We start from the raw sequence: 11,689 nt of genomic DNA, 5'->3' as shown, positions 1-11,689 counted from the left end.
TATGTCATTAGTTCAGGCATCTACATATCATGAGGCTGAAGAGCTAATTAAATCCGGCATTGCTAAAAAAATAAAGTTGGCCTTTGATATCGGAAGCGATGATTTTTTCAAACTTGCTATGATGAGTGCAGATCGAGGCGGAAAAATATTTAAAAAGGACGATTACTTTATTATCTCAATGAAAAAAATCATCATCCCTGAAAATGCTTGTTAAAACAATAAATTCATTATTTCTCTGGCAAATGCATTAAAAAATACAACAGCACAAATAATACTATTTGATAAGACTAATCACCAGGCTGATGCCAATTAGCTTACAATACCGTTAAAAACAAAAATCTCTCACCTTATCTCCGGGGTTGTCCTAATGAATCGTCGCTGGCGATATATCACGGCAAGGGAAACACCGGCGATAAGGTTTTTGCAAGAATACGGCATCGCCGCAATTACAACCGGCGAACAATTAATTATTTTAACATTGTGACTTACGATAGGTAATTTCACATACGCGGCCGCCTTTAGCTATGGTATTACCCAGTTCGAATTCTAAATCCGAAAAGGCCGTAGCCAATGCTTTATCGCCTTCCATGCAAATATCGCATAAATTCGCCAATTCACCGACACTTCTATTTTGTTGCAACCATTTATTAACATACGGGCAATAATGAAAATGAACCTGAAACTCATCTTCCGTCGCTTTAATTAATTCCATCTCATAAACTTTAGCTTCCAAACCGGAGGTAAATGATTGTGAAAACTCAAGCATATCATTAGGGTCTTGCATAGATTGAGCCATATCGTTGCCGTTGGCGGCGCCATAATTATAAATAGCCGCACGAGCGAAGCCGTCATCAAGCCCTTTGCTTTGGGCCTCATCAATCATATTGGCAATAGTGGACGCTCTTTTTTCCGTCACGCCCCTTAACGCCAGAGTTACCTCATCGGTTAATGATGGGGTATTATTTCCCCTGATTTTATCTAACAGTTCATCACTCATCATTGCAGCCTCATACTTATTATTTTCAATTTACTAACTATTTATAGAATAGCTTTATTACCAATAAAACCAATGATTAAAATCAATTCTTTCAAAGTGCGTGATTTACCGTTTGAAAATCACGCATCATTTGGGATGAAAGTATGGCTTAAAAATTAGTTGGCACTTTAATATCTTTGGCGCCATCCAACGCATAAACATCTTCGCCAAGCCATTTAACCGACAATTTGGCTAATGTTCCATCATTTTTAAGATCGACCAATACCTTATCAACCGCTTTTAATAACTCAGCCGACTCCGGCGTTTTACTGTATAAAAAGACATTCGGGAAGATACCCACAGAGTTGGAGACTTTTAAATTCAAATCTATTTGTTTAGTAACGGCCAGGAATGCGCCGATCGGATAAATCGCCGCATCGTATTCACCGGAAGCAACAGATTTGAAGATATCAGCCGCCGTTTGTTCGCCCGTCGCCTGTAACACAATCTGGTTATCAGGATGAGCCGCATTGTAATCGGCAATAACCTGATAGCGCGCATCGCTGACATGAATAGGCACAAGTCGTTTTCCCGATTTGGCAAAATCAGCCAGGGAGTTTATTTCGGTATCGTTTTTTCTTACGATCAACCGCAAATCGCTTAAGCCGGTAGGCTCTTTTGAGTAATCGTATTTTTCAGCGCGTTCCTTATTAATATAGAAATGATTCGCCGCTAAATTATAGGTTCCGGTCGATAAACCGACCAACATCGCATCTCTGGATACGGCATTAAAATGAAATGAGTATTCCGGCAGTTTTTCATCAATGATAGTTAACAATTCGCCATCATAGCCTGAAAATTTACCCTCATCATCAACGAAAGAAAATGGAAAAGAGTTTTCATTGATAACAATTTCAACTTCTTTCACCTGACTGCTCGCCGGAGTATTGCCATTGTTCGCAGCAGTATTGCCAGGCTCAGATGAATTATCACATCCCGATAAACCAATGGCCAGAGCTGCAACTATTGTGTATAAATATTTCTTACTCATAATATTAACTAACTCCTGTGATAAATTATAATTTCTCATTTGTAACAACTCAGTTTAACTTCTAAACAACGCAATGATTTTGAGATGGTGAAGCAAATAATCAAGTAAATCACAAATGCAATAAGATAGGCATCAATATAGTGAAATCCTCTGGCTGCGACAAATGTCGCTTTCCCCATAATGTCCATTACGGAGATGGTATAAACCAAAGACGTATCTTTAATTAAATCGATAACTACGCTTGTATAATTAGGCAACGCCTGGATTGTGGCCTGAGGAAAAATAATTCGCCGTAAATAGGTCCAGGTCGGCAAACCAATCGACCATGCCGCCTCAAACTGCCCTTTATCGACGGAATAATACGCAGAGCGAAAAACCTCGGCAAAATAGACGCTAAACGTAATGGTAAAGGTTATTATCGCCACCAGATTAGGGTTTAATTTATTAGCGCCCAACGCAATGGAGTAATCCCCTCTTAATGCGCCGACAAAATAAGGAAAAGCAAAATATAAAAAGTAGAGAACAGCCAGGTTTGGCACAGAACGGCTAAACGACATGAATATAGACGATATAGGATAAAGTACCGGTGTGCGTCTTATTTTTATGACAGCCAGAATGAACCCGAACAGAGTCGATAATATAACTGATGCTAAAGCAATGCCTAATGTCAACGGAACAGCTTGTAAAACGACTGGAAAGTTAACAATGAAGAAATCTAAGCTGAACACAATATATACCTTTTAATCTAATAGATAGCGATATTTCTTTTCTAAGAACTTCATGGCAACATCAATTAGCACATTAATTAACCAGTAAATAATAATGACGCAAATAAACGCCTCTAGCTGGTTTACTCCATAATTACTGTTTGAGATTTTTTTAGCGCGGCCAAACACGTCTACAATACCAATCAAACTGACTAACGAGGTCAGTTTAACAATATTAATCATTAAATTTCCCAGATTAGGAATGGCGATGATCGTGGCCTGGGGCAAAATGATGCGGATGAATCCGCCAAAAACGGGAATAGCCAGACTATTTATCGCCTCAAGCTGCCCTTTATCAACGGAGTTATAGGCCGAGCGCATCATTTCAGAAAAATAGGCGCTCATTCCTAAAGTGATAGCCAGGATTGCAAAAAAACTATCACTAAATAATCTTTGGCTGATGCCCAATTGACTCAAAAGAACCTTTGAACCGAAAAAAACCAGAAAGATTAATAGTAGTAACGGCGTACTCCGCATTACATCAATATAAATTGATGCCGTTGCCTTTAGCAAAAGGCGTTTACTTCCTTGCATCATGGTCAACAACAGGCCAAGTAATAAACCGAAGACCAGCGAAGTGATAGAAATGTATAAGGTTACTGATAAATTTTCTAATAGCTTAGGAAAAATTTCAATAATTTGAGATGTGTCAATAAATTTACTTTCCATTATAATAGTCTCATGTCACCGGTTTATATCGTGAAGTTAATGCGTTCCAAAAACTCTTTCGTCCTGCTTTCTTTAGGATTACTGAATATTTCACCAGGAACGTTCTCTTCAACGATCAACCCTTTTTCCATAAAGATCACATTTGAAGCAACCTCATTAGCAAAACTCATTTCATGCGTGACGATAATCATGGTTTGCCCTTCCTGAGCAATTTCCTTAATCAGCTTTAATATTTCGCCGACAATTTCCGGGTCCAGGGCTGAGGTAGGCTCATCCAAAAGGAGGACATCGGGATTCATCGCCAGGGCTCTGGCTATGCCGACGCGCTGTTTCTGGCCGCCGGATAATTTACTGGGGTAAGTATCTTGTTTATGGGCCAGCCCTACTTTACGCAGCAAATTTTCGGCAATTTCTTTGGCTTCTTTTTTGGCTATTCCTTTAGCGTAAACCAGCCCTTCCATAACATTCTCTAATGCGGTTTTGTTATTAAACAAATTGTATGACTGGAATACCATCGCGGTTTTCGCACGGATATTTTCGATATCTTTTTTACTTGCTTTTTCACAGTCCACGGAGACTGAACCAATGGTAATACGACCTTTATCAGCTCTTTCCAGGAAATTTATGCATCTTAATAATGTTGTTTTACCCGAGCCGCTTGGTCCGATAAGGCAAACCACCTGACCTTTCTTGATATCTATTGATGCGCCTTTCAATACTTCTTCATCATCAAAACGCTTATGAATATTTTCTAACCTTATCATTAATATTTCCTATGCTACTAATGAAGTCGCCATTAATCGGTAACAATGTCTTTTTCATAATGTGAACAAAACGTTTCGTTGATGTTCTACCCTAGTAATTCAAAATGATACATATAGCAACCTCCGTTTTCGGATACTAACATTGCCAACCATTATTACCATATAATATTACCGAATATCTATAGTTTCCAAAATAATATAAGAGTATATGTTATGCTATTGAAATTAGGAAATGAATAGCGAATTATGTAAATAGTTTTTATTTACCCATGTTATCAAAAGGCGATATTGTAATGGCGATAAACAAACGGCAGATTTTCTTTGATTCATTAGAATGTAAAAACAAAACGGTGCTGGCCAGCATCTGGCATCACTTCTTAAATAGTGATGAGCAACTTTATGGCTATAAAGATGATGAGATAATCAAAAAAAGTGTTATTGCACAGCAAAAATTTTATAAAAACAGCCACCCCGATTTTACTAAAATAATGAGCGATGCGTTTCTTATTCATCCTTCCGTTCTTAATACGGAAATCAATAGCGTTCAGGATTTAAAAAAGATAGCGTCGATAGGGAAAGATAACGAATGGATAACAAAACAAGTCGCCGCGGTAAAGGAAATCGTATCCTCGTATCAGGGGGAAATAGCTTCAATATATAACATCTTCGCCCCTGCATATTATTTTCGGCTAAAATTCGATATGGTCGATGAAGACAGAAACAAATTCCCTCGCCTCGTTGAAGAAGATCCCTATTTATTCTCATTGGCTTTAGAGAAAATAGCAGATGATATTGTCATATTAGTGGAAAAACTCATCCAGGAAGCAAAAATTGATGGAATATATCTCTGTGTGCAAAGCGTACAGAGCCCAACCTTCAGTGAAGAAAATTACCGTAAATATATCGAGCCAAGTCAATTACGAGTGTTAAATGCGGCTAATAGCTTAAGCGATTCTAATGTGCTGCATATTTGTGGTTTCGAAGGACGCGTAAATGATTTGCGCCATTTCTCCCACTACCCGGTTAAAGCGGTAAACTGGGCGACCTTTGTCGAAAAAGTTACGCTGGAAGAAGGCAAGAAAATATTTCCTGGCAAAGCGCTCCTGGGCGGTTTTGACAATACAACCCAAGGCGCCTTGTATAAAGGCGTCGCCGATGAAATTGAAAAACAGACTTGTGACATTATTGCTCATAATGGCAAGGCAGGTTTGCTATTGGGCGCGGATTGCAGCGTGCCGAAGGATATTGATTTTGAAAACATCAGATTTGCCGCCAAAATAGCAAACCGGATTTAACACCGCCTCCGGCCTGAGAATAGACTCATTATTTTCAGGCCCGCACCTCGAAATCTATTGGATATATGGCCGTGACGGCCCGCTAATGGGCGCGGCCGCCCGCCGACAGAAAGTTTAAGCCGGGGAACCGCCGGCGACATCCTGAAACCAGCCGTGTTCGCGATACCACGCCAGGGTATCGGACAGCGTTTCCTCGACAGGCCGGAAGCGCAATCCCAGTTCACGTTCGCTACGGGAAGGGTCGAAGCGAGTCCGATCGGCCTCACGCACCATCAGGCGCACCGTTGCCAGACCCAGCAGCACCGGTTTACCGCTCAGGCGGGCATAGGTTTCCTGGATAAATGCCAATCCATACAGCAGCGGCAACGGCAGTTGGCGCGTTGGCGTCTTAACGCCGGCGATTTCCCCCAACAGCGGAATAAGGTTGCTTCATGGTCATGTGCCGCCCGGCAGCCAGATAGCGCTCCCCGGAACGGCCCTGCTCGGCGGCGGCGATCTGCGCCAGCGCCACATCGCGGGCATCGACGACGGAAAAGCTGCCCGGCACCAGTCCGGGCAGCTTGCCACGGACGATATCGTTAACCAGTTGCCCCGATGAAGTCGGGCCGATATCGCCGGGTCCCCACATCCAGCCCGGCAGAACGAAACAGACATGTAGATCCGGATGCGCGGCATGAAAATCGCGCACGGCGCGATCCGCCAGGATCTTGCTGCGATAGTAATCGTCCGCATCATCCAGAGCGCGATCGCAGGTTTCATCAATAACCTGACCCGGTTCACCAGCGAGAACCGCAATCGACGAGGTCTGAATGAAGCGCCGGACACCCGCGCGATAGGCCGCAGCGATCAGGGCCGCCGTACCGTCAACGTTGATACGTTTGAGCTCATCCCAATGATTACCGCCTTTATAGTTATCACGGAAATAGGCCGCGACATGAAATACCGCATCACAGCCCTGTAGCATCTGAGCAAAACCATCAATATTGGTCATATCGCCAGTGATAATCTCAACCTGAGGCAAATCGGCAAACTGCCGGCGGGCCTTTTCCGGCGAACGCGCCAGCGCACGAACGCGAACACCGCGCTCGGCCAGTTCACGCACCAAATTATTACCCAGCAGTCCTGTCGCGCCGGTGACGAAGGCTGTATGCAGTTTCATGGTTGAAAAACCTCTCTTGGATTTGATAACGACGCTCGCGGCATCCGCCGGGCGGCGATAGCGTGGTACATAGTGGGCTCCTCAACAAGACGTGGTGAAAAGAGCAAGCCGGCGCCATTTCAGATAGCAATTGCTATCTGAAAGTACCATGCTATTCTGGAACACGTTCCTCGTCAACTTAAATAGCAACTGGTATCTGTAATTCTATGACCCATTCCCCTTCTCCCCGGCTAACGCGCGAAGCGCGCCAGGAACAGACTCGCCAGCGGCTGATAGCAGCAGCCTGCCAGCAAGTGGCAGAACGAGGCTACGACGCGGCTTCAGTACGTGACATCGCTAATGCAGCGGGTTACACACAGGGCGCGTTTTATTCGAATTTCAAAAGCAAGGAAGCATTACTGATCGATCTTTTGCGCCAGCATAAAGAGCAAAAGCTTGAACAGGTCCGCCAGGCCGTCATGGGAGCCGGGGAAGACTTTACCGCGGCGCTGGCCGCGCTCGAACATTGGGCGAAAGGATTCGCTATGGACGCCCAACAAGCCATGCTGGCCACGGAGCTGCATCTGCACGCCGCGCGCAATCCCGCCTTTGGCGAGCAGTACACCGCGCTGATGGCGGATCAACGTCAATCCTATGCCGAACTACTTGAGCATCTCTTTGCGCTAGCCGGGAAAGCGCCCCCCGCGCCACCGCAAGAAATGGCGGGATGCCTGATGGCGCTGACCCGTAGCTTAGTGGTTGATCGTGCATTGGACGGTACGACCGCCGCAGGCGATCTTCTGAGCGCGGTCATTCACTCCCTGTTTCGCTAAGCGTATTACCCCGCTTTATTCCGCTCACTCCCCTTGCCGTGCGCAACGAGCCCGTTCCCGGCAGCGTAAAATCAGAAATGCGCCGGCTTCGCACCTATCAGTTAGGAATACGATATTCGAAAAATTCATTTCCGATTTAGCCGCGGCTTCCGCCAAAATCATGTTGACAATCTGGAAGATAAACGGCCGAAAGCCCACTGTTTGGTTTTAATCATGGCGCTGTATGAGGAATAACCTGATGCCTGTTTCACAACATTTAATCGCTGAGGCCACCGCATGGCGTCATGAGTTTCATGCCGTTCCCGAATTAGGGTATGAAGAGCACGCCACATCTAAACGCGTGGCGGAATTGCTCGCGTCATTTGGTCTGCAGATTCATACCGGCCTGGGCGGCACGGGCATCGTGGCGACGCTGGAAAACGGCCAGGGGCCGACTATCGGACTGCGTGCCGATATGGATGCGTTACCCATTACCGAGCTCGGCGATATCAGCTACAAATCCCGCAACCGGGGCGTAATGCATGCCTGCGGCCATGACGGTCATACCGCGATTTTACTCGCCGCCGCCAAGCACTTAAGCAAAACCCGCAATTTCAGTGGAACGGTGCATTTTGTGTTTCAACCGGCCGAAGAGAATCTTGGCGGCGCCTACAAGATGGTCGCCGATGGATTATTCGAACGCTTTCCGATGGACGGCATTTACGCCCTGCATAACTGGCCCGGATTACCGGTCGGCCATGCCGGCTTAAGCAGCGGCGTGATGATGGCATCGCTGGACTCGTTTGAAATCGTCCTTACCGGAAAAAGCTGCCATGCCGCAATGCCGGAGAACGGCGCAGACCCCATCGTCGCCGCGTCCCAACTGGTACTGTCCCTGCAAACGATCCCCGCCCGCCGCTTGTCGCCCCAGTCTTCCGCGGTTATCAGCATTACGCAGATTGCCGGCGGAGAAGCGATTAACGTTATCCCGGAGAAGGTGACGCTGCGCGGAACCATGCGATGTTTACAGAACGACGTAAGAGTTAAGGTTAAGGCATTGATAAATGAATTTGTTAACGATCTTCCCCGCGTTTTCGGCGTGACTGGCGCCATCTCCTACTACCCAGGGTATCCGGTGACATTGAATCACGAACAGGAAGCGCTGAATGCGCGTGACGCCCTCAGCCGCGTATTAGGCGAGTCCAACGTGCATTGGCAAATCAATCCGTCCATGGCTTCCGAGGATTTCGCCTGTATGCTGGAAAGCTGCCCCGGCGCGTATTTCTGGCTGGGTTCCGACGGCGCAAAACCATCCAAACCGCTGCATAACGCCTATTACGATTTTAATGACGAACTGATTAAGCCCGGCGTCGAATCATGGACGTCGCTGGTCGAGACATTGCTGCCTAAATCCTGACCGCTATCCGTCATCTCTGGTTAACCGGAGTCTGCGGCATAACACCAGGCGCGGCAAACCACCCCGGTGCTTATCCGACTGGCAAATAGCCTATCAGGCAGACAGATTGACGCAGATATCTTCCGGCAGCCCCAGCATAATGTTCAGGTTCTGAACCGCTGCGCCCGATGCCCCTTTGCCTAAATTATCCAACCGCGATACCAGCAGGGTTTGTTGATATTCAGGATGAGAAAAAACAAACAGTTCCAGCATGTTGCTGTTATTCAGCGCTTCCGGCAGCAAATAAGGCGCGCTCTCTTCCGGCAAGGCGTTATAGCGCATCACCTTGATGAACTGTTCGCCGTCATAGAATTCATTCAGCGCGCGGTAAACGCTATCGCCATCCATGCCCGTATTCAGCGGGATAAACACCAGCATCCCCTGAGCGTAATTGCCCACCGCCGGCTGGAATATCGGCCGCGCCGAGAGACCGCTCCATTTTTGCATTTCTTTTAAATGCTTGTGATCAAATCCCAGGCCATAGGCGGCGTAACCCGGCGCATCATGCTGGTAGCGTTCGATCATCGCTTTGCCGCCGCCGCTATAGCCGGAAATCGCATTAATCGACAGCGGGGTTTCCGCACCGATTAAGCCTTTGCGCACCAGCGGCGCCAACAGCGTAATCGCACCGGTGGCGTAACAGCCGGGGTTGGAGACGCGGCCGGCCTGACGGATTTTTTCGCGCTGATCGTCAGCCAGCTCCGGCATACCGTAAACCCAGCCCGGTTCAGTACGATGCGCCGAGCTGGCATCCAATATGCGTGCGCCAACGGCATCGGCGAGCGTAACCGCTTCACGCGCGGCAGCATCCGGCAAACACAAAATAGTGATATCGGCGGTGGACATCATCTCCTGACGAGCGTCAGCCTGTTTACGTCTGGCCTCTTCTATGCAAAGGAGTTCGATATGAGGGTGGTTGACCAGGCGTTGCTGTATCTGCAACCCGGTAGTGCCCGCCTGACCGTCAATAAATACACGATATTTGTCGCTCATAGACCTGTCTTTCTGATTGGATAAAAAGCTATATATCCCGTCGCCGCTCAGGGCGCGGGGTATAAACGGATTTGACGAATAATATACTATTTGAAGATAAATCGGACCGAATTGTGCGATTTATTCCATCAGCCAATATCTTGATATCGCCGACGCGGAAAGAAGAGGAACAAGGGGGGGAATTAATCGAAAAATGGCGTCAACATTCAGGCAGAGGGCAGATTTCTTGACGTCGACTCCTCGGTGATGGGATCTTGCTGAACGGCATTCAGCAGCGAATCAAGCAATCCTGGGAAGCGCGCATCCAGATCGTCCCGGCGCAGCGAGAGCAGATTTTCCCGCCCATATGGCCGCTGCCAGATAACGCCGCTATCGCGCAGCACGCGCCAGTGATGGGTCAGCGTCGATTTCGGAATCCCCTTCAACACCGCGCTGCATGCGAACTCGCCGCCGTTGGCCAACACGCGCACCACCGTCAGCCGCAGGGAATTGCCCAGCGCCGCCAGCACATTTTCCAGTCGGATTTGATCGCGTTCGGGGTGGTTTATCATCATCGTCGCAATGTATCCATTAGTACGCGGACAGTCAAACAGTTTATATATTGCCGCCATAGCCGTTCAGCGTATCGATAACGTCGGCCGATCGCCGGTGACACGGAGATCCCCGACCTTACGGAAATAGCGGAATAGATCAGACTGACGCGATCAGCTCGCGGATCTGCGGCGCGGTCAACGGCGGCCCCATCGCGGCAGCCGCATTTTCCGTCATGTATTTCGGGTTGCCCGTTCCCGGTATCACGCAGGTAATGGCCGGATTGGCGAGAATGAATTTCAACGCCAACTGCGCCCAGGATACGGCGCCGGCGTCCTTAGCCCAGACGGGTAACGGCGTCGAACCGAGACGGCGCAGCAGTCCGCCGCCGCCAAAAGGCGTGTTGCAGATCACCGCGATCCCGTGGTCCTGCGCCAGCGGTAGCAGCCGTTCTCCGGCCGCCCGGTCGTCAAGCGCATAGTTGATTTGCAGAAAATCCAACGGGGTGCTTTTGATTACGCTCTCTAACTCATCATAGGCCGCGCTGGTATAGTGCGTGACGCCGATGTAGCGGATACGGCCTGACGCCTTCATCTCCCGCAGCGTCGGCAAATGCGTGCGCCAGTCCAGCAGATTATGAATCTGCATCAGGTCGATGCGATCGGTCCGCAACAGACGGAAGGATTCATCCATCTGCCTGATCCCCGCCTCACGGCCGGCGATCCATACCTTAGTGGCGAGAAACGCGCTGGGTCGGGGCTGCCGCATACTCAGCAGCTCGCCGACCGTGCGCTCCGCCAGTCCATACATCGGAGAACTGTCAATAACCCGGCCTCCGGCGGCAAACAGCGCATCCAGCACTGCGGGCAAGTGCGCATAATTGGGGCTATCCGGGCCGTAATCGAAGCTGCGATAGGTTCCCAGACCGACGATCGGCAACGGTTCACGCGAGGACGGAATAATGCGGGTCGGCATAGCGGACGGTTCTGAAGCGCGGGCAAGGCGATTGCCTGACGCGCCATAGACCATCGGCGCACCGGCTCCCAGCACCCCGGAAACGGCGCATCCGGCGCCGAGGCGCAGCAATTGGCGGCGAGAAAGGGATGCGCGCATCAGCCACCCCCATGAAATCGTTTCTTCATCGGCATTCTCCCTGTCTCTCATGCATCTGGCTATTAATGATAGCCGGACGCCGCCAATCGCGCGATATTGACGGCCATCTGCGCCGAAATGGCGG

General features: G+C 48.4%; 14 protein-coding genes. 4 read left to right on the top strand and 10 right to left on the bottom strand.

All coding sequences use genetic code 11. The annotated features are described in order from the left end of the window. Position 1 precedes the first annotated feature (1 nt). The gene (locus HC231_RS07840; protein WP_208230493.1) at positions 2-214 is read left to right on the top strand and encodes a hypothetical protein; all 213 of its coding nucleotides are present in this window, start codon (positions 2-4) and stop codon (positions 212-214) included. Positions 215-472: 258 nt separating this feature from the next. Here HC231_RS07840 and HC231_RS07835 read toward each other — a convergent pair whose 3' ends face one another. From HC231_RS07835 to HC231_RS07815, 5 genes are all read right to left on the bottom strand, one after another. After that, positions 473-1,000 carry an L-2-amino-thiazoline-4-carboxylic acid hydrolase gene (locus tag HC231_RS07835; protein WP_246494725.1) on the bottom strand — a complete coding sequence of 176 codons (528 nt, stop codon included), beginning with the start codon at positions 998-1,000 and terminating at the stop codon, positions 473-475. Between the two features lie 145 nt (positions 1,001-1,145). Then, on the bottom strand, positions 1,146-2,027 hold the full coding sequence (locus tag HC231_RS07830; protein ID WP_208230492.1) for a transporter substrate-binding domain-containing protein: 882 nt from the start codon (positions 2,025-2,027) through the stop codon (positions 1,146-1,148). A 35-nt stretch (positions 2,028-2,062) separates the two neighbouring features. Further along, a complete protein-coding gene (locus tag HC231_RS07825) occupies positions 2,063-2,755 on the bottom strand; it encodes an amino acid ABC transporter permease (protein ID WP_208230491.1) in 693 nt (230 codons plus the stop codon). 12 nt (positions 2,756-2,767) lie between these two features. Next, positions 2,768-3,463: an amino acid ABC transporter permease gene (locus tag HC231_RS07820; protein ID WP_208230490.1), complete on the bottom strand. Its 696-nt coding sequence runs from the start codon at positions 3,461-3,463 to the stop codon at positions 2,768-2,770. Positions 3,464-3,486: 23 nt separating this feature from the next. Beyond that, entirely contained in the window at positions 3,487-4,227 is a 741-nt protein-coding gene (locus HC231_RS07815) for an amino acid ABC transporter ATP-binding protein (RefSeq protein WP_208230489.1), read from the bottom strand. 293 nt (positions 4,228-4,520) lie between these two features. On the opposite strand from HC231_RS07815, the gene HC231_RS07810 reads away from it, so the two are divergent. Beyond that, entirely contained in the window at positions 4,521-5,522 is a 1,002-nt protein-coding gene (locus tag HC231_RS07810) for a uroporphyrinogen decarboxylase/cobalamine-independent methonine synthase family protein (RefSeq protein ID WP_208230488.1), read from the top strand. 114 nt (positions 5,523-5,636) lie between these two features. On the opposite strand, the gene HC231_RS23865 is transcribed toward HC231_RS07810, so the two are convergent. Together HC231_RS23865 and HC231_RS07805 are read right to left on the bottom strand one after the other, a co-directional pair. Then, complete coding sequence (locus HC231_RS23865; RefSeq protein WP_246494723.1) at positions 5,637-5,933, bottom strand: Rossmann-fold NAD(P)-binding domain-containing protein; 297 nt, start codon at positions 5,931-5,933, stop codon at positions 5,637-5,639. Beyond that, positions 5,911-6,681 (bottom strand): SDR family NAD(P)-dependent oxidoreductase, encoded by a 771-nt coding sequence (locus HC231_RS07805; protein WP_246494722.1) that lies wholly within the window; start codon positions 6,679-6,681, stop codon positions 5,911-5,913. The genes HC231_RS23865 and HC231_RS07805 overlap by 23 nt, the downstream gene beginning before the upstream one ends. Before the next feature lie 206 nt (positions 6,682-6,887). Here HC231_RS07805 and HC231_RS07800 point away from each other — a divergent pair, with 206 nt between their 5' ends. Then, complete coding sequence (locus tag HC231_RS07800) at positions 6,888-7,493, top strand: TetR/AcrR family transcriptional regulator (protein WP_208230487.1); 606 nt, start codon at positions 6,888-6,890, stop codon at positions 7,491-7,493. Between the two features lie 238 nt (positions 7,494-7,731). After that, on the top strand, positions 7,732-8,889 hold the full coding sequence (locus tag HC231_RS07795) for a M20 aminoacylase family protein (protein WP_208230486.1): 1,158 nt from the start codon (positions 7,732-7,734) through the stop codon (positions 8,887-8,889). A 93-nt stretch (positions 8,890-8,982) separates the two neighbouring features. Here HC231_RS07795 and argC read toward each other — a convergent pair whose 3' ends face one another. The 3 genes from argC to HC231_RS07780 form a co-directional block, all read right to left on the bottom strand. Further along, a complete protein-coding gene (gene argC, locus HC231_RS07790) occupies positions 8,983-9,921 on the bottom strand; it encodes an N-acetyl-gamma-glutamyl-phosphate reductase (RefSeq protein WP_208230485.1) in 939 nt (312 codons plus the stop codon). Between the two features lie 206 nt (positions 9,922-10,127). Further along, the gene (locus HC231_RS07785; RefSeq protein ID WP_208230484.1) at positions 10,128-10,475 is read right to left on the bottom strand and encodes an ArsR/SmtB family transcription factor; all 348 of its coding nucleotides are present in this window, start codon (positions 10,473-10,475) and stop codon (positions 10,128-10,130) included. 136 nt (positions 10,476-10,611) lie between these two features. Continuing rightward, positions 10,612-11,565 carry an aldo/keto reductase gene (locus HC231_RS07780; RefSeq protein WP_208230483.1) on the bottom strand — a complete coding sequence of 318 codons (954 nt, stop codon included), beginning with the start codon at positions 11,563-11,565 and terminating at the stop codon, positions 10,612-10,614. Positions 11,566-11,689: the final 124 nt, after the last annotated feature.

It is taken from the genome of Brenneria izadpanahii (assembly GCF_017569925.1).
GTDB classification, from domain to species: Bacteria; Pseudomonadota; Gammaproteobacteria; order Enterobacterales; family Enterobacteriaceae; genus Brenneria; species Brenneria izadpanahii.
This window is presented reverse-complemented; position numbering and strand designations above follow the sequence as displayed.